This window comes from [Pseudomonas] carboxydohydrogena, from assembly GCF_029030725.1.
Taxonomy (GTDB): domain Bacteria; phylum Pseudomonadota; class Alphaproteobacteria; order Rhizobiales; family Xanthobacteraceae; genus Afipia; species Afipia carboxydohydrogena.
This window is the reverse complement of record NZ_CP113162.1, coordinates 2,043,338-2,061,059: the sequence shown is the minus strand read 5'-3', so window position 1 is coordinate 2,061,059 and position 17,722 is coordinate 2,043,338. Positions and strand designations below refer to the sequence as shown.

Annotated in this window: 17 protein-coding genes and 1 tRNA gene; 9 read left to right on the top strand and 9 right to left on the bottom strand. The window is 63.5% G+C overall.

Translation table 11 applies throughout. The features are described 5' to 3' along the window. The first annotated feature begins 2 nt into the window (after nucleotides 1-2). The 6 genes from AFIC_RS09955 (at nucleotide 3) to AFIC_RS09930 (ending at nucleotide 7,657) form a co-directional block, all read left to right on the top strand. Complete coding sequence (locus AFIC_RS09955) at nucleotides 3-830, top strand: OmpA/MotB family protein (protein WP_275246076.1); 828 nt, start codon at nucleotides 3-5, stop codon at nucleotides 828-830. A 161-nt stretch (nucleotides 831-991) separates the two neighbouring features. Next, nucleotides 992-2,893, top strand: coding sequence for a potassium transporter Kup (locus tag AFIC_RS09950; RefSeq protein ID WP_275246075.1), 1,902 nt, complete (start codon nucleotides 992-994; stop codon nucleotides 2,891-2,893). Between the two features lie 130 nt (nucleotides 2,894-3,023). Next, entirely contained in the window at nucleotides 3,024-4,946 is a 1,923-nt protein-coding gene (locus AFIC_RS09945) for a potassium transporter Kup (protein WP_275246074.1), read from the top strand. A gap of 86 nt (nucleotides 4,947-5,032) precedes the next feature. Then, a complete protein-coding gene (locus AFIC_RS09940) occupies nucleotides 5,033-5,365 on the top strand; it encodes a rhodanese-like domain-containing protein (RefSeq protein ID WP_275246073.1) in 333 nt (110 codons plus the stop codon). Nucleotides 5,366-5,410: 45 nt separating this feature from the next. Further along, a complete protein-coding gene (locus AFIC_RS09935; RefSeq protein ID WP_275246072.1) occupies nucleotides 5,411-6,562 on the top strand; it encodes an aminotransferase in 1,152 nt (383 codons plus the stop codon). A 3-nt stretch (nucleotides 6,563-6,565) separates the two neighbouring features. Then, nucleotides 6,566-7,657: a polyamine ABC transporter substrate-binding protein gene (locus AFIC_RS09930; protein ID WP_420833322.1), complete on the top strand. Its 1,092-nt coding sequence runs from the start codon at nucleotides 6,566-6,568 to the stop codon at nucleotides 7,655-7,657. 3 nt (nucleotides 7,658-7,660) lie between these two features. Here the strand turns inward: AFIC_RS09930 and AFIC_RS09925 are convergent, their stop codons facing one another. The 7 genes from AFIC_RS09925 to AFIC_RS09895 form a co-directional block, all read right to left on the bottom strand. Next, nucleotides 7,661-8,593, bottom strand: a complete 933-nt coding sequence (locus AFIC_RS09925; RefSeq protein WP_275246071.1) for a lipid A biosynthesis lauroyl acyltransferase — start codon at nucleotides 8,591-8,593, stop codon at nucleotides 7,661-7,663. Further along, on the bottom strand, nucleotides 8,594-9,616 hold the full coding sequence (locus tag AFIC_RS09920) for a zinc-binding dehydrogenase (RefSeq protein WP_275246070.1): 1,023 nt from the start codon (nucleotides 9,614-9,616) through the stop codon (nucleotides 8,594-8,596). It abuts the gene before it with no gap. Between the two features lie 112 nt (nucleotides 9,617-9,728). Beyond that, nucleotides 9,729-11,009: a beta-ketoacyl-ACP synthase gene (locus AFIC_RS09915; RefSeq protein ID WP_275246069.1), complete on the bottom strand. Its 1,281-nt coding sequence runs from the start codon at nucleotides 11,007-11,009 to the stop codon at nucleotides 9,729-9,731. Nucleotides 11,010-11,024: 15 nt separating this feature from the next. Further along, nucleotides 11,025-12,224, bottom strand: coding sequence for a beta-ketoacyl-ACP synthase (locus AFIC_RS09910; protein ID WP_275246068.1), 1,200 nt, complete (start codon nucleotides 12,222-12,224; stop codon nucleotides 11,025-11,027). Continuing rightward, nucleotides 12,221-12,688, bottom strand: a complete 468-nt coding sequence (locus tag AFIC_RS09905) for a 3-hydroxyacyl-ACP dehydratase FabZ family protein (protein ID WP_275246067.1) — start codon at nucleotides 12,686-12,688, stop codon at nucleotides 12,221-12,223. Before AFIC_RS09905 ends, AFIC_RS09910 begins: the two co-directional genes overlap by 4 nt. A gap of 11 nt (nucleotides 12,689-12,699) precedes the next feature. Continuing rightward, nucleotides 12,700-12,981 carry an acyl carrier protein gene (locus AFIC_RS09900; protein WP_275246066.1) on the bottom strand — a complete coding sequence of 94 codons (282 nt, stop codon included), beginning with the start codon at nucleotides 12,979-12,981 and terminating at the stop codon, nucleotides 12,700-12,702. Between the two features lie 173 nt (nucleotides 12,982-13,154). Then, on the bottom strand, nucleotides 13,155-13,439 hold the full coding sequence (locus AFIC_RS09895) for a hypothetical protein (RefSeq protein ID WP_275246065.1): 285 nt from the start codon (nucleotides 13,437-13,439) through the stop codon (nucleotides 13,155-13,157). A 213-nt stretch (nucleotides 13,440-13,652) separates the two neighbouring features. Between AFIC_RS09895 and AFIC_RS09890 the strand changes: the two genes are divergently transcribed. Further along, nucleotides 13,653-14,276, top strand: a complete 624-nt coding sequence (locus AFIC_RS09890) for a ParB-like protein (protein ID WP_275246064.1) — start codon at nucleotides 13,653-13,655, stop codon at nucleotides 14,274-14,276. Between the two features lie 6 nt (nucleotides 14,277-14,282). On the opposite strand, the gene AFIC_RS09885 is transcribed toward AFIC_RS09890, so the two are convergent. Further along, nucleotides 14,283-14,741: an MgtC/SapB family protein gene (locus AFIC_RS09885; RefSeq protein WP_275246063.1), complete on the bottom strand. Its 459-nt coding sequence runs from the start codon at nucleotides 14,739-14,741 to the stop codon at nucleotides 14,283-14,285. A gap of 6 nt (nucleotides 14,742-14,747) precedes the next feature. Further along, nucleotides 14,748-16,526 carry an ATP-binding protein gene (locus AFIC_RS09880; protein WP_275246062.1) on the bottom strand — a complete coding sequence of 593 codons (1,779 nt, stop codon included), beginning with the start codon at nucleotides 16,524-16,526 and terminating at the stop codon, nucleotides 14,748-14,750. A gap of 364 nt (nucleotides 16,527-16,890) precedes the next feature. On the opposite strand from AFIC_RS09880, the gene AFIC_RS09875 reads away from it, so the two are divergent. Then, a tRNA-Gln gene (locus tag AFIC_RS09875) sits at nucleotides 16,891-16,964 on the top strand. A 291-nt stretch (nucleotides 16,965-17,255) separates the two neighbouring features. Next, nucleotides 17,256-17,450 carry a hypothetical protein gene (locus AFIC_RS09870; protein ID WP_275246061.1) on the top strand — a complete coding sequence of 65 codons (195 nt, stop codon included), beginning with the start codon at nucleotides 17,256-17,258 and terminating at the stop codon, nucleotides 17,448-17,450. Nucleotides 17,451-17,722 lie beyond the last annotated feature (272 nt).

Here is a 17,722-nt window from a genome sequence, read left to right as displayed (position 1 = left end):
CCATGGCCAAGAAAAAACGCGGCGAGGCCCATGGGGGAGGACACGGCTGGTTCGTGACCTTCGCCGACCTGATGGGCCTGATGATGAGCTTCTTCGTCATGCTGGTCGCGTTTTCCAATCAGGACCAGACCAAGCTGAAGATCGTCGCGGGCTCGATGCGCGAGGCTTTCGGCGTGGCCAACGCGCGCTATTCGGGGGTGATCGAAACCGACGGCCTGCCGACGCGGCCCAAGCTGAAGAATATCGATCACATTCCGCCGGAGGAGGCGTCCAATACGCCGTCGCCGGATGAGAAGGAACAGGCCAAGCTTTACGGCGTCCGCATCAAGACCGACCGCGAGTTCGCGCTGGCGTCGGCCTCGTTGCGGCAGGCCTTGCAGGACATGCCGGAGATGACGGAGCTGTCCAAGCACATCATGTTCGAGGAGACCAAGCAGGGCCTCAACCTCGAAATCGTCGATCAGGATGGCCGCTCGATGTTCGCGGAAGGCTCGCGCGAGCCGTATGAACGCACGCGCATGCTGATCCGCAAGCTGGCGGCGCCGCTGCGGCAGTCGCCGCTGCGGGTGGCGATCGTCGGCCACACCTCGTCGGATTTCACCTCGCCGCGCCCCGGCTATGATGCCTTCGATCTCTCCGCCGACCGCGCCAATGCGGTGCGCCAGATTCTGGAGCGGGCGGGGCTGCCAGGCACCCATATCTTCTCGGTCTCCGGCAAGGCGGACAGTGAGCCGCTGTTTCCGGACGATCCCTCGCTGGCCGCCAACCGCCGCGTAACCATCACCCTGATGCGGGAAGATCCGCCTCTGCCGCCGGATTTGAAGCCCTGACGGCTGATGCAACTAAAGTTTAATTAGCTACCATATTACCTTGGTGTGAGTTCCCTGCTTCATGCCTTGGGCAGGGAGGCAGAGCGGTGTTATACGGTCGCCGCTGATCGCCCATCCAGGCCGCCCGCGGCGAATGATCATCAAGGCGTTTTTCTCACTTCATGACTTCTATCGAACCGCCCACCGACCTCCCTCACGAGGCCGCTCCCCCTGACGGCTCCTGGCGCTTGACCCTCGGCAGCATCGGGGTGGTGTTCGGCGACATCGGCACCTCGCCGCTCTATGCGTTTCGCGAAGCCGCGCATAATGCGGCCGGCGCAGGGATGATTACCCGGCCGATCGTGCTGGGCGTGCTGTCGCTGGTTCTCTGGGCGCTGTTCATCGTGGTGACGGCGAAGTACGTGCTGCTGCTGCTGCGCGCCGACAACAACGGCGAGGGCGGCACACTGTCGCTGATGGCGCTCGGGCAGCGCGCGCTCGGCCGCCAGACCTGGGTGCTGCTCGCGCTGGGCGTGGTCGGAGCCGCGATGTTCCTCGGCGATTCGATGATCACGCCGGCGATCTCGGTGCTGTCGGCTGTCGAAGGTCTGAAACTCGCCGCGCCCGAATTCGAGCATTACGTGGTGCCGCTGACGGTGCTGATCCTCGTGGTCCTGTTTGCGGTGCAGAGCAGCGGCACGCAGCGGATCGCGGCGGCGTTCGGCCCGGTGATGATGGTGTGGTTTGCCTCGCTGGCGCTGCTCGGCGCGTACCACATCGCCGACGATCTGACGGTGCTCGCCGCGATCAATCCTTATTACGCGGTGTCGTTCATGCTCACGCATGGCGAGATCAGCCTCGTGACGCTTGGCGCCGTGTTCCTCTGCGTCACGGGCGGCGAAGCGCTGTATGCCGACCTCGGCCATTTCGGGCGCAAGTCGATTCAGTCGGCATGGCTGTTCTTCGTGCTGCCCGCGCTGCTGATCAATTATTTCGGGCAGGGCGCGATGCTGCTCGCGCATCCCGAGACCATCGACAACACCTTCTACCGCATGGTGCCGCCGTTCTTGCTGGTGCCCGTGATTATCCTGGCGACCGCGGCGACCGTGATCGCCAGCCAGGCCGTCATCACCGGCGCGTTCTCGCTGACCCGGCAGGCGATCCAGCTCGGCCTGCTGCCGCGCTTCGAGGTTCGCTATACGTCGGAGACGCATGCCGGGCAGATCTATCTGCCGCGCGTCAACACGCTGCTGCTGATCGGCGTGCTGTTGCTGGTCGGCCTGTTCCGCACGTCGAGCGGGTTGGCCTCGGCCTACGGCATCGCCGTGTCCACCACCATGGTCGCGGACGGCATCATGGGCTTCATCGTGGTGTGGAAGCTGTGGAACTGGCGCGCGGCAATGGCGGCGGCGCTGATCGCTCCGCTCGTGTTCGTGGACACCAGCTTTTTCATCGCCAATCTGTTGAAGCTGTTTGAAGGCGCGTGGGTGCCGCTTTTGTTCGGCCTCTGCCTTGTCGCGATGATCTGGACCTGGCGGCGCGGCACCGCAATCCTGTTGAACAAGACCCGCCGCACCGAAGTGCCGTTACGCGATCTCATCAAGAGTCTCGAGAAGCGCCCGCCGTATATCGTGAAAGGAACGGCCGTATTCCTCACCAGCGATCCGGAGTTCGTGCCGACGGCGCTTCTGCATAATCTGAAGCACAACAAGGTGCTGCACGAACACAACGTCATCCTCACCATCCGCACCGCCACGACCCCGCGCGTCGATCCGATCGACCGCGTCGAGTACGAGGGCATCAGCGAAAAATTCTCCATCGTGCGGCTGAATTTCGGTTTCATGGAAACGCCGAACGTGCCGAAGGCGCTGGCGATCGCCCGCAAGCTCGGCTGGCAGTTCGACATCATGGCGACATCGTTCTTCGTGTCGCGCCGCTCGCTGAAACCAGCCGCGCAATCCAGCATGCCGCTGTGGCAGGATCACCTGTTCATCGCGATGAGCAAGTCGGCCAACGACGCGACCGACTATTTCCAGATTCCGACCGGCCGCGTGGTCGAGGTCGGAACGCAAGTCACGATCTAGGGCCGAAGTCACGATATAATATTATTGCGTTTGCCGCTTTTTTTGCCATCGGGACGACTTGCTATCCCCATGGCCGAGGCGTATAGCGCTGGCCGTTTTCGCTGCTGCTCGGCGTTGAGGCACCCCTTTCATGACAAGTGACATATCGGTCTCCGCCGCGGAAACGCCGGCGGTGGAAGGCTATGGGCAGGCGCACTCCACGGCGTCATACAAGGCGCTGATGCTGGGTTCCATCGGCGTCGTCTACGGCGACATCGGCACCTCGCCGCTGTACGCCTTCCGCGAGGCGATCAATGCCGCCGCCGGGACCGGCTCCATCCAGCCCGGTATCGTGCTGGGCGTTCTGTCGCTGATCCTCTGGACGCTGATCGTGGTGGTGACGCTGAAATACGTCGTTATCCTGCTGCGCGCCGACAACAACGGGGAGGGCGGCACGCTCGCGCTGATGGCGTTGGCGCAACGCGCGCTCGGCACGGCGGGCGGGGGGCTGATCCTGCTCGGCATTATCAGCGGCGCGCTGTTCTATGGCGATGCCGTCATCACGCCCGCGCTGTCGGTCCTTTCCGCCATCGAAGGCATGAAGCTCGCGACCGAAGCACTCGACCCCTATATCGTGCCGCTCACCGTCATCATTCTCGCAGCACTATTCGCGGTGCAGTCGCGCGGCACCGCGCGGGTCGCCGCATTTTTCGGCCCCCTGATGTGCCTGTGGTTCGCGGTGATCGGCATTGCCGCGATCCCGCCGATTGCGAAAGCGCCGCAGGTGTTTCTGGCGCTCAATCCGCTGCTCGCGCTCGAATTCCTGCTGGAGCATGGCGTCATCGGCCTTGTCACGCTCGGCGCGGTGTTTCTCGCCGTGACGGGCGCGGAAGCGCTTTACGCGGATCTCGGCCATTTCGGCAAATCGCCGATCCGGATCACATGGCTTGCGATCGTGCTGCCGTCGCTGGCGCTGAACTATCTCGGGCAGGCGGCGATGGTGATGAGCAATCCGGCCGCCGTGCAGAATCCGTTCTTCCTGATGTTTCCGGACTGGGCGCTGGTGCCGATGGTGGTGCTGGCGACGGTGGCGACGGTGATCGCGAGCCAGGCCGTGATTACCGGCGCGTATTCGCTGACCCAGCAGGCGGTGCAACTCGGGCTGCTGCCGCGGTTCGAGATTCGCCATACCTCGGCGAGCCATGCCGGGCAGATTTATATCCCGCGCCTCAATCGCCTGTTGTTCATCGCCGTGCTGCTGCTGGTGATGCTGTTCCGCTCGTCGAGCGCCCTGGCGTCCGCCTACGGCATCGCGGTGACGGGCACCATGGTCGTGACCGGCATGATGGGCTTCATCGTGATCTGGCGGGTGTGGAAATGGAGCCCGTTCGCGGCCGCTCTTTTGATGGCGCCTTTCCTGCTGTTCGACCTCACCTTCCTCGCCGCGAACATGCTCAAGGTGTTCGAGGGCGGCTGGGTGCCGCTGGCGATCGGTGGCGTCGTGATGCTGCTGATGTATACGTGGCGCAGGGGCAGCAAGATCCTGTTCGAGAAATCCCACAAGCAGGAAATCCCGCTGGAAGACCTCGTGGGGATGCTGGAGAAAAAGCCGCCGCAGCGCGTTCCCGGCACGGCGGTGTTTCTGACCAGCAATGCGGCGCTGGCACCAACCGCGCTGATGCATAGCCTCAAGCACTACAAGGTGCTGCACGAGAAGAACGTCATTCTGACGGTCGAGGTGGCGCGTATGCCGCGTGTTCACCCCGACGAGCGCGTGCGGATAGACAAGGTGGGAGAAACCTTCGCCCGCGTCACGTTGCGTTTCGGGTTCATGGAATCGCCGAATATTCCGAAGGCGCTTGGGATCGCGCGCAAGCTCGGCTGGCAGTTCGACATCATGGCGACCTCGTTCTTCCTGTCGCGGCGCCTGCTGAAACCGGCCGCGCAATCCAGCATGCCGCTGTGGCAGGACCGGCTGTTCATCGCGATGAGCCGTTCGGCCAACGACGCCACCGACCATTTCCAGATCCCGACCGGTCGCGTGGTCGAGATCGGAACGCAGGTCGCCATCTGAGCCGGGGTAAACTCCGGCTGGACGGTCTTGATTTTGAGGCTGCAAAAGAGGAGTTTGCGCGGGCTTGTTTCGCAGCGGAGGCCTCCTTGCCCAATACCAGCACAGTGCACGACTTGCCCCCCGAAGAGGTGGCCAGGGGCCTTATCGAGGGGCGCTATCTGCTGATCGACGTGCGCGAGCCGAACGAGACCGCGGCGGAAGCCTATCCCGAGGGCGCGACGATGCCGCTGTCGTGCTTCGATCCCTCCGCGCTGCCCGATCCCGCAGGCAAGACCATTGTGTTCGCCTGCCGGTCCGGGAAACGCTCGGTGGCGGCTTCTCTGGCCGCGCAGGCGGCCGGCAAGCCTTATAATATGCACCTCATGGGCGGAATGATCGGCTGGAAAGCGGCGGGCCTCCCCACCAAAACTGGCGGTTAGCGGCGCGCTTGCGCGTGAGGCCATCGTTCTCTTTTTGCGGGCGATATGAGCACGATTTTCTCTGATTTGCCGGTGACGATTTTCGAGGTGATGTCGCAGCTCGCCCGCGATCACGACGCCATCAATCTCGGGCAGGGCTTTCCCGAAGCGGCGGGCCCGGAGGACATCCGCCGCAAGGCCGCCGATGCAGTATTGCATGGCTACAACCAGTATCCCTCCATGATGGGCCTGCCGGAGCTGCGGGCCGCGATCTCCGCGCACTACGCGCATTGGCACGGCGTCGCCTTCGACCCCATGACCGAGGTGATGGTGACCTCCGGCGCGACCGAGGCGCTGGCGGGCGCGATCCTCGGCCTCATTGGTGAGGGCGACGAGGTCGTGGTGTTCCAGCCGTTCTACGACGCCTATGTGCCGCTGATCCGGCGCGCGGGCGGCATTCCGCGCTTCGTGCGGCTGGAGCCGCCGCACTGGCGATTGACGGAGGAGGCGCTGCGTGCCGCCTTCACGCCGAAGACGAAATTCGTGATCTTCAACAACCCGCTCAACCCCGCCGCCGTGGTGTATCCGCGCGAGGACCTCGAATTGCTGGCGCGCTTTTGTCAGGAATTCGATGCGGCCGCGATCTGCGACGAGGTCTGGGAGCACGTCGTGTTCGACGGCCGCGCGCACATTCCGCTGATCGCGATCCCCGGCATGCGCGAGCGCACGGTGAAGATCGGCTCGGCGGGCAAGATCTTCGCGCTGACCGGCTGGAAGGTCGGGTTTGTCTGCGCCGCGCCGGATTTGCTGCGCGTGTTGGCCAAGGCGCACCAGTTTCTCGCCTTCACCACCGCGCCGAACTTGCAGGTGGCGGTCGCTTACGGTTTGTCCAAGCCGGACGCCTTCTTCGACGAGATGCGGCGCGATCTGCAACGCAGCCGCGACCGTCTGACGGATGGCCTGAAGTCCATCGGTTTCCCGGTACTGGAGTCGCAGGGAACGTATTTCCTCAACATCGATCTCGCGCCGCTCAAGCTCAACGAGGTCGACGAGGATTTCTGCAAGCGCATTGTGGTGGAGCACAAGGTCGCGTCGATTCCGGTGTCGCCGTTCTATGAGGACAATCCGGTACGCTCGGTGGTGCGGCTTTGCTTCGCCAAATCGGATGCGACCATCGACACCGCACTTGAGCGGCTGTCACGCGTGCTGCGGGGTTAGGGCATGAAGATTCCAAAATCCTTCCTGATGCTTGCGACAGTACTGGTCGTGTCGTCCGCGCAGGCGGCCGAGCGCGTGGTGAATTTCTACAACTGGTCGAGCTACATGGCGCCCGGCGTGCTGGAGGATTTCACGAAAGAGACCGGCATCAAGGTGGTCTACGACACGTTCGACGCCAACGAGACGCTGGAGACGCGGCTGCTCGCGGGGAAATCCGGCTACGATCTCGTGGTGCCGACGGCGTATTTCCTGCAACGCCAGATCGTCGCCGGCGTGTTCCAGAAGCTCGACAAGGCGAAGTTGCCGAATCTCGTCAATGCCTGGCCCGAGGTGACGAACCATCTCGCGCAATACGACCCCGGCAATCTGTACGCCGCCAATTACATGTGGGGTACGACAGGCATCGGTTACAATGTGGGCGCGGTGCGTAAAATCCTCGGTCCAGGTGCGGTGATCGACAGTTGGGACACGATCTTCAATCCCGACAAGATCGCGAAGTTCAAGGATTGCGGCATCCACATGCTGGATTCCGCCGACGACATTCTCCCGGCGGCGCTGAACTGGCTCGGCCTCGATCCGAATTCGACGCGGCGCGAGGATCTGGAAAAGGCGGCGGAGGCGGTCGCGAAAATCCGTCCCTATGTCCGCAAATTCCATTCGTCCGAATATCTCAGCGCGCTCGCCACCGGTGAAATCTGCCTCGCGGTCGGCTGGTCCGGCGACATCAAGCAGGCGCAGAAGCGGGCGGCGGAATCGAACAACGGTGTCGAGATCGCCTATGCGATCCCGAAGGAGGGCGCGCAGATGTTCTTCGACAATCTCGCCATTCCATCCGATGCGAAGAATGTCGACGAAGCCTACGCGCTGATCGATTACCTGTACCGCCCGGAGGTCGCGGCGAAGAATTCGAGCTTTCTCGGCTATGCCAGCGGCAATCTCGCCGCGCAGAAACTCGTCGATCCGAAAGTGTTGAACGATCGCGGCGTGTACCCGGACGAGGCGACATTGAGGCGGCTGTTCATCATCACCGCGCGCGCGCCCGCGATGCAGCGCGCCATCAACCGGCTATGGACGAAGGTGAAGACCGGGCGGTGATCGTTACCGCCAGCGGCGGTGCAGCCACAGCCATTGTTCGGGATATTCGCGGACCCAGCCCTCGACCACCGAGGTCACGCGCTGCATGGTGCCCTGAATATCGACTTCGCCTGAAGCGTCGCGCGCGGGCTCGATTTGCTCGGTGAGATCGACGCGGAAGCGCCGGTCCGGCAGCCGCACCACGCGCACGCCGTGGATCGGACAATCGACCCTGCGGACGAGGCGGGCGAGCAGGGGATTGGCTTTCACTTTCCGTCCGAAGAACATGACATCGACGCCGCGTCCGAAATGCTGGTCCACCAGCATGCCGATGTGAATGCCGCGTTCGAGCATCCCGGCAATGCGAACCGGCGCGTCGTGCGTGTTCGCGATCATCTCGCCCATGTTGACGGCGCGGATCGACTGGATCGCGCGGTCGGCGGCGGCGATGTTGGGGCGGCGGAACAGCACGGCGGAATCGAGGCCGTGGGTCGCGGCGGCAAGTGCCGGAAGCTCCCAGTTGCCGAGGTGGCTTGCGAAGATCAGCGCGCCCTTGCCGTCGTTCTTCAGTTCGGCGAAGCGTTCCTGCGTGCCGGGGCCGAACTCGACAGTGTTCTTGTCGGGCGTGGCGTCATCGTATTTCCAGATGTGATCGAGATGGGCGAATTCCGCGCCGATGCGGCCGAGATTGTCCCACACGCCGGCGAGGATCGCGTCGATCTCCTTCGGCGACTTTTCCGGAAACGCCGCGACGAGATTGGCGTGCGCGACACGATGCTCCGGCCACCACGGACCGATGGTGCGCGTGATTTTCGCGAAAACGTCGCCGGTCTTCACGGCATCGAAATGCCTTGTGGCGCGCAGCAGGCCCACCGCCGCCGCGCCGACGGCGGCATTTTTCGCCGCGACGAATTTGTTGCGGAGAATGATCTTCGAGCGGAGGACGAGGTGCGCCATTTACAGCGTAACGATGATCTTGCCGAACACCTGGCGGCTTTCCATCCGCTCCAGTGCTTTCTCGACGTTCTCGACGGGGACTTCGGTGTCGATCACGGGCTTGATGCCGCCCGCCATCTTGTCGAGGCTTTCGGCGATGTTGCGCATGCTCGCGCCGAACGAGCCGATGATGCGGTACTGCTGCTGGAACAGTTGCATCAGGTTGATCGTGGTGGTGGGACCGGAAGTCGAGCCGCAGGTGACGAGGCGGCCGCCGCGCTTGAGGCAGAGCAGCGAGCCGTTGAAGGTGTCCGCGCCGACATGCTCGAACACGACATCGACGCCTTTCTTCTTGGTGATCTTGCGCGTCTCGCCCTCGAAGCGGTCCTTGCGATAGTTGATGACGTAATCCGCACCGAGCGCCTTCACGCCCTCGATCTTGGCGTCGCTGCCGACCGTGGTGATGACGGTGCAGCCGATGGCTTTCGCCATCATGATCGCGACCGTGCCGATGCCCGATCCGCCCGCATGAACGAGGACGGTCTCGCCCGGTTGCAGTTTGGCGTTGTCGAACAGCATGTGCTGCACGGTGGAGAAGGCGATGGGCGCGCAGGCCGCGTCGCGCAGGCTGACGTTGTCCGGCACCGGAATGACGAGGCGCTCGTCGAGATTCATCAGTTCGCGCGCGAAGCCATCGACATGGAAGCCCATGATGCCCGCGACGTTTTCGCAGAGATTGTCGCGGCCCTCCTGACAGGCCTTGCAGGTGCCGCAGGTCAGCGCGCCATACATCACGACTTTCTGGCCGGGCTTGAAACGCGTGGCGTTCGCACCGGTCGCGACGATCTCGCCGGAGGCTTCCGCGCCGACCACGAGCGGCATCTTGCGCTTGGCGAAGGCCATGCCGCGATAACCCCAGACGTCGATGTGATTGAGCGCGACCGCGCGGACGCGAATCTGCACTTCGTTCTCCGCCGGGGGCGGCGGCGGAGGCAGTTCGGCCACCGTCAACTGGCGGTCGGCAACGAGGGTAAGCGCGCGCATGGGAGGCGTCCTGGAAGAAATCGGCCGGAGCAATAAGCCTTGGGAATGAACGAGGTATCGCCGCTTGGCGCGGTCGCGTCAACCGGTCAGAAAGACTTTATACGCCAGAGACTTAAACCGGCTCGCGGGTAAGGATCAGCACCGCGTTCTGGCCGCCGAAGCCGAATGAATTCGACATCACCGCCGTGACCCTGGCGTCGCGGGCCGTGTTCGGCACCACGTCGAAGGGGATCGCGGGGTCGGGGATGTCGTAATTGATCGTCGGCGGAATGCGCTGGTGTTCGAGCGTGAGCAGCGAGAACACCGCCTCGACCGCGCCAGCCGCGGATAGCGTATGCCCGACCATCGACTTGTTGGAGGAGACCGGCACCTGCGTGGCGCGTTCGCCGAACACGGTGGAGATGCCGAGATATTCCATCTTGTCGTTTTCCGGCGTGCCGGTGCCGTGGGCGTTGATGTAGTCGATCTGTTCGACACCCATGCCCGCATCGTCGAGCGCCTTGCGCACGCAGCCGATGATCGGCTTGCCGTCCGGGCTCGAGCGGGTGCGGTGGAAGGAATCGGCAAGTTCGCCGCAGCCTGCCAGCACGCCGAGAATGGTCGCGCCGCGCGCGGTCGCGGCCTCGTAGCTTTCCAGCACCAGCGCGCCTGCGCCTTCCGCCATCACGAAGCCGTCGCGGTTCTTGGCGAAGGGGCGCACGGCCGCCTGCGGCGAATCGTTGTTGGTGGACAGCGCCGAGAGCAGCGAGAAGCGGATCAGGGCTTCGGGATTGACCGAGCCATCGGTCGCAACGCACAGCGCGGCATCGGCCTCGCCGCGGCGGATCGCCTCGACGCCGAGCTGGATTGCGGTCGCGCCCGATGCGCAGGCGGTGGAGAGCGAGATCGGCGAACCCTTGGTGCCGAAGCGATCGACCAGATGATCGGCGACGGAGCCGAACAGGAATCGCTGATGGAATTTCGCGAACTTGCCGCCGCCGCTCACCTTGAGCATGGCGTCGTAATCGATACCGGAGGTGGCGCCGGTGGCGCGCGCGGCTTGCTCGCGTGCAAGCCATTCGACCTCGACGGGAGCGACGGCGAGAAACAGCGGACCGGGGAAGTCGCCCTTGCTGCCGATAGCGGCCTGCGTCACCGCTTCCTCGGCGGCGAGATCGGCGAGCTTGTCGGACAGCGTGGTGGAGATGAAGGGTTCGACCGGAATGAAATCGACGGTGCCGGCCATGGTGGTGCGCAACCCGTCGGTCGGAAAGCGCGTGATGGTGCGGATGCCGGATTCGCCCGCCGTGAGTTTCTTCCAGTTCTCCGCCTTGCCCGCGCCGAGCGAGGTGACGACGCCCATGCCAGTGACGACGACGGTGGGGCGGCCGAACTTGTCTTTCGCGGCGGTCATGCGGGTTCTCCGATCTCAGGCCGGAACAGATTCGACCAGCGCCATGCCTTCGCCCCGCCAATGTCCGGTGTTGACCACGACAATCTGGGAAGGTGAAGCAGACGTTTCAACCTCAAGGCCGGCCGTATCGTTGGCGGCGAACAGTTTCCCTTTGGAAATCGACAATGCCGCCAGCGCGAGCCCGAGCGGAAACTGGGCTTCGATGAGATGGCCGAACGACGTGCCGAGCGCGCGCACCGGCGCGCTCGCATGTTTCTTCAAAAACGCACGCTCCTCGTCTGTCGCCGGAGCCGCGCCTGTCGCGGCGGTGAGGATCGGCGCATCGGCGTTTGCGTCAAGTTTGGCCCACAGGCCGTCGAGCACGGCGGTGATGTCGCCAGGCGTTGCGCGGCGGGCATGATCCGCGACGACGCTCGTGAGCCGCGCGAACGGTTTCGCGCCGCGCGCCTGCGCATGCTCCCTGGATTCGATGACGAGAAAAACGCCGCCCGAACCGAGCGCGAAGCCGGAGTGGTCCGCACCGCGCGCCCAGACCGGCGCGAACTTGTTTTTCAGCGCGAAGTCGCCGAACTCGTAAAGCATCAACAGGTCCTTGCGCTCGCCATTATGCGCGGCGCCGACCAGTGCGATGTCGCTTTGCCCCGAGACGATGCGCGCGAGCGCGATCCTGAAAGCGTCGGTGCCCGCCGCTTCCTCGCCCATGAAGGTGCGGGAGGAGCCGGTGACACCGTGCACGATCGAGATGTTGCCCGCGAGCAGGTTGGACAATTGTGCCAGAAACAGCGTCGGGCGCAGATCGCTCATCAGCCGCTCGTTCAGCGAGCCGGGCGCGGCGTTGCCCTGCGCCTGATCGTTGAGCACCGAGGCATCGACCGCGAGGTCGCGTTCGCCGCCGCCCGCGGCGACGATCATATCCGTGCGCGAGAGAATGTCGGTGTTGCCCTTGAGGCCAGCGCTGTCGAGCGCGAGACCGGCGGCGTAAGTGCCGATCCGCTGCCAGGCTTCCATCTGACGCTGGTCGCCTTTTTTCGGAATCTGCGCGTCGTATGTCAGCTTGACGATCGGATGCACCGGGTAGGGCGCGAAAGTCGTCTCATCGACATTGACCTTGCGCGCCTGCAACGCGTCCCAATGCTGGTCGAGACCTTCGCCCAATGATGTGGCGAGACCGATGCCGGTAATCCAGACCTCGCGGGTCGGAGAGGTATTGCTCATGACATCGCCTGCGCGGGAAAGCCGATCTGTTGCGCCATCTGTTGCATATGGCCGCGCAGATCCGCGTTGGGAAACGGAGTGTGGCGGAAGGTGAGGGTCGCGTTGCACTTCAACTTGCCATCGACGCTGATCCTGGCATCGGTGACGGCGAAACCCGAGCCATCATGGACGACATGTGCGTCCACGGTGAGCGGTTCGCCCGGCTTGATGAAATCGCGCATCTTGGCTTCCTTGACGGAGGCGAGGAACGGCATGCGTTCGAACTTCAACAGCGCGATCAAGAGCCAGCCCGACGTCTGCGCCATGGTCTCGATCAGCAGCACGCCCGGCATCAGCGGATAGCCGGGGAAGTGGCCTTCGAAGATCGAGCTTTGCTGCGGCACCTGCGCGGAGACGGTAATGCGGCGCTCGCCGACATCGAGATCGGCGATGCGATCGACCATCTGGAAATATTCGAGACGCATGGGCGTGCGCGTCAGGTGCCCTTGGCGGCGACCAACTCGTCGATGCGCGCGCTGAGGTTTTTCAGGACGAAATACTGTTCCGTCGTCGCCTTGCCGTCGTTGACTTCCTGCGTCCACTTCTCCAGCGGCAGCTTGATGCCGAACGCCTTGTCGATGGCGAAGGCGATATCGAGGAAGTCGAGGCTGTCGATGCCGAGATCATCGATCGCGTGGCTTTCCGGCGTGATGGTGTCGCGCGGGATATCGCAGGTTTCAGCAATGATCGTGGCGACCTGATCGAACGTTGAGGACATTCATTAAGCCTTTGATTATTCTCGGTAAACGCCGATCGGCGCAAAGGGAAGACGGCTCGGTGACCGCGCCCCGACCGGCACGCCCGAAGCAGTTGTCCGTATAACGGAGCGGGGCGGCGAGTTCAATGGCGGCGAGACGGTCCTCCCGGGCGGTTCCGGAAGGGATTGTGCGGCTAGCTATGGGGCGATGTGTCGATTTCCCCGCAATTGCGCAGGCCCATCATGATGCAGTCCTGGGTCTGGCGCATGTGATTGAGGCTGGTGACGAGCCACACGCCGACCGCGACCAGCACGACGGCAAACACGGTCGCGGCGAGATTCGCCCACATCCGCTGGCGATAATCCACCGGTTCCGGTGCAGGGGATCGCTGGGCGGAGGAAGGCGCGGGCTTGGCCGGTCGCGGGCTGAATTTCACCACGCGGCCGTCGCTCTCGGGAATGTCAGGCGGGCGCGCCATGTCTTTAAATTCTCGGCTTGCGGCTCGGTTGCGTCTCCCATTCAGGATAGGTCTGCATCACCATCGGGACAAGACACCGTGGCGGCCCATTCGGAGGATGCATGCAATTGTCCGGTGCCGCACAAGTGATCCGCCGGTCGCTCCTCACAAAGTGGATGAACTGGCAACATTGCGATCCATCGCCCGCGACGGACGAGCCGAAGGAGAATCAGGATGGTCATCAAGCGCGAACCGGTGCTTCAGCCGGTGCCGATCATGTCGTTACGCCCGACCCAGATGACGGTCGGGATGCGGGAGGTAAAGGAAAAGCGGAAGCGCTGGCGCGAACATGACGACAAGAAGCGCGCGAAACTGCTCGGCAGGCATCAGATCCCTGTCGTGGTCGGGCCCGACAAACTGAATTATGTGATTGATCACCATCACCTGGCGCGGGCGCTTCATGAAGAAGGCGAGCGGGATGTGCTGGTCAGCGTGATCGCGGACCTGACCATGGTGGACCCGAAGGCGTTCTGGGTCGTGCTCGACAATCACCGCTGGGTCTATCCCTACGACGAGGATGGAGAGCGGCACCCTTACAAGGATTTGCCGAAGAATGTCGGCAAGCTGAAGGACGATCCGTTCCGCAGCCTTGCCGGCGAGCTTCGGCGCGCGGGAGGTTTCGCCAAGGACACGACGCCGTTCAGCGAATTCCTGTGGGCGGATTTTTTGCGGCGGCGATTGCAGCGCAAGACCGTCGATAGCGATTTCGAGAAGGCGATGGAAAAGGCGCTTGCGCTCGCCAAAAGCAAGGACGCGATCTACCTGCCGGGATGGTGCGGACCGGCGGTCGACGATTGAGGGGACTCAGTCCTGCTTGTCGCCCGTGAGCAGCCGATGCAGGGTCCGCTCCAGCGGGCCGCCCACGATCAGGAGAACGAACGCTACGGCGAGCGCGACGGCGACGAGCCGCCATTCGCCCGCGCCGCAGATCACGCCGATGCAGGCGGTGAACCAGACGCAGGCGGCGCTCGTCAGGCCGTGGACCTTGTGCTGCCCCGCGACTTCGGCATGGACGATGACACCGGCGCCGAGAAAGCCGATGCCGGTGAGGATGCCCTGGATCACGCGGCTCGTTGCATCTGAAATCCGGGCTTCGCCGGATGTCGGCATGGCGAAGATGACGACGGCGGCACAGGCGAGGCCGACGAGGCCGAGCGTGCGCATGCCGATCGGTTTGCCGTGCAGGTCGCGGTTGAGACCGATCGCGGCGCTCGCGAGCGTCGCAACCAGAAGCCGCAGCAGGATATCGTCCCAGGCGATCATGGTTGGCTACCGCAGCGGCTTCTTCAACAGCGAGTAGCGGTCCGGCTCCAGGCCGAGCGGCGAGGTCGGTTGCAGCATCGGCGAATCGACGAGCCGTTGCAGCGGACGGTCGCCCATGCGCTCGGCAAACCGGTCCGAGACGAGCGGATCGCTCGGCGCGTCGCGATGCGTGGTGGAGCCGCGCCAGCGATCGACCACCGAGTTGACGAAATTGATGTCGTGCCCGTTGTCCGAGACCGGCGTGGTCGCGATGGTCGCTTCGCTGCGGGGCAATTGATGGGGCGGTACTTCCTTGAAGCGCAGTCGCGTCGGCAGCGCCACGCCTTCACCGAAGGCGAGCACCTCGCGGGTGCCGAGCGACGGCACGAAGGACAAAAGGTTGGCGGCGGCGTCCGAGACGGCGGAGCGCAGCAGCCCCTGGTCGCGTTCGTTGGCGAGCCGCATGGCGAACAGCGTGTTGCACTGGGACAGGATGGTGGCGTCGAGTTCGGCCGGGCGCTGGGTGATGAGGCCGAGATAGACGCCGTATTTGCGGCCTTCCTTGGCGATGCGCGACACCGCCTTGCGGGTCGGACCGAAACCGAGAGTGCGGTCGGCGGAGGCGTAGCGATGCGCTTCCTCGCAGACGAACAGCAGCGGCGAGGCGCCGTCGCTCCACAGGCCGAAATCGAACGCCATGCGGCACAACACCGAGACGACGGAATCCACCACGTCGGCGGGAAAGCCCGCGAGTTGCATCACCGTCATCGGTTTGCCGTTGGCGGGCAGGCGGAACAGGTGGCTGATGACTTCGGCCATGCTGTCGCCGCCGACATTGGCGTTCTCGAACATGAAGCTGTAGCGCGCGTCGTTGCGCACGACCTCGATGCGCTGGATCAGCTTGTGATAGGTAATGCGCGAGGAGCGGTTTTCCAGCCTGCCCATGCGCTCGTCGATCAGCGAGATCAGGTCGACCAGACGATAGGGCACCGGGGTGTCGGGCGTGAAGCCGGAGGCGCGCGGTTCGGCGCGCTTCAGGCCGTGCCGGTCGGAGTTGCCGTATTGCAGATAGGTCGCCTTGGCGATCGGGATCACTTCGGAGAGGACTTCCATTTCATCGGGCGCGCCGGGACGGCCGCCGAACAGAACATCGACGAACTCCTCGAAGTTGAACAGCCAGAACGGCAGTTTGAGATTGCGCGGGTTCAAGACCTGCGCGCGCGCACCGAAGCAGCGGCCGTATTCGTTGTGCACGTCGAGCAGAAAGACGCGCAGGCTCGGCCGCGCCAGCAGGATCTCGTTGAGCAAGAGCGAGACGCTGGTCGATTTGCCGACGCCGGTGGAGCCGAGCACGGCAAAATGCTTGCTCAGCATTTCCTCGATATTGACGTAGGCCGAGATCGCCGAATCCTGCTGCAACGCGCCGATGTTGACCTGATCGCGGCCCGTCGGCGTATAGATGGTGCGCAACTCGTTGGTCGTGAGAATATCGACGGCGTCGCCGATGGTCGGATAGGAGGTCACGCCGCGCTGGAAGCGGCCTTCGTGCGAGATCTCGCCGAGCAGATCCACCGACGCGACGGCGATGTGGTTGTCGCGCATGTCGATGTTCTCGCGCGACATCTCGGTGATCATCGCGACGATGGTCCCCCTGGCGCTGCGGATACCGAAGAACTGGCCGACGGTGGCGCGCAGGGTTGTGGGCGTGATCTCGGGACTGGCGATCACGCCGATGCGGGCTTGCGAGCCGCGCACGGAGACGACTCTGCCAAGGGCGGCGATCTGGGGGACGGGCGGATTCAGCATATGAGTTTGGCTTCGGAGACCTGTTTTTCCGGCCAACTATGCGCCCGCCATGTTGCAGAAATTGTTAAGGGATCAGTGCAGTTTGGCTGCTCTTGGGCAGGCTGGAACGCCGCCGTTTCGGGGGCCGGGCGCCTGCGGTGCCGATTTTGCGGTGGTTGTCGTCATTATCTCGTGGTGACAGGGCCGGACGGCTGCCACGGCCTCAAGACATTATTTACCGTCGCGAAGGAGAGCGGTGGTTCCGTACCGTGGGGATGGCAGGTGGAAAGGGGTAGACCGCCGCCCGTTCGCACTTTATATCCACCCCGCGATCGCGATTTGCCCGCCGATCTGAGACGCTTTGCGTCCTGCGCCGGCAGCGCGTTGGGGAATGGTGTAACGGTAGCACAACAGACTCTGACTCTGTTTGTCTTGGTTCGAATCCAGGTTCCCCAGCCAATCATTGCCCAGCCAACTATTTCACTGGCTTGGCGTTTTTTCTTCCTGCCACCGGCAACCCCGGAAATCCGCTCGCGCGAGCCTTCACGCTGTGGGGTCTTGGCGCGGGCTGCTGCGACCAAAGCGCCGATGGGCGGGGTTTGGCTGGAGTCGGAGTCTTCAAAGGTATATTGGTGGGGCGTAGGCAGAGTCTGGCATATGGCCGCAAATGCCTGGGTTACGCCGAGAAGTCGGTTTTGATCTCGCCGGTCGGTGGCAGACGAACTTCCCGCGATTAAAGTGGGACATGTCATGTGGACATTGGACAAGAACGCGATCGGCAGAAAACCGGATGACGGTTCCGCCTCGCCAACCTTAATCCTCATAGCTCTGGGTCTGTTTTCGCTGCTCGTGCTTGGCGCGGCGGACGTGCATCGCGACTTGCTGGTCGCGGCGATCTTTGCAGTCGGCGAATACGGTATCGAACCTCCCTTCGTCGGCCCATAGCCTGCCCGAGACCGTTTAAGAGGCGGGAAGACAGACGGCGACCCGAAGCGGGACGCCGCCGCGAGAGTTCTTGTCCCGCCGTTTGAGAAAAACCGCCTTCGAGATTCGCGAGTGATGAAGGCGCGCGATCCTCGCTGCGATCAAGAATCGATTTTAGATATTCTGCGCCCGGTTCCCGCATGTTCGCACGGTGAGGCGCGGCGAAAAATTAGAACTCATCAAAATCCGAAAACTAGATTCTTTCAAAATTGATTGCGTGATCTCGTTGCGAG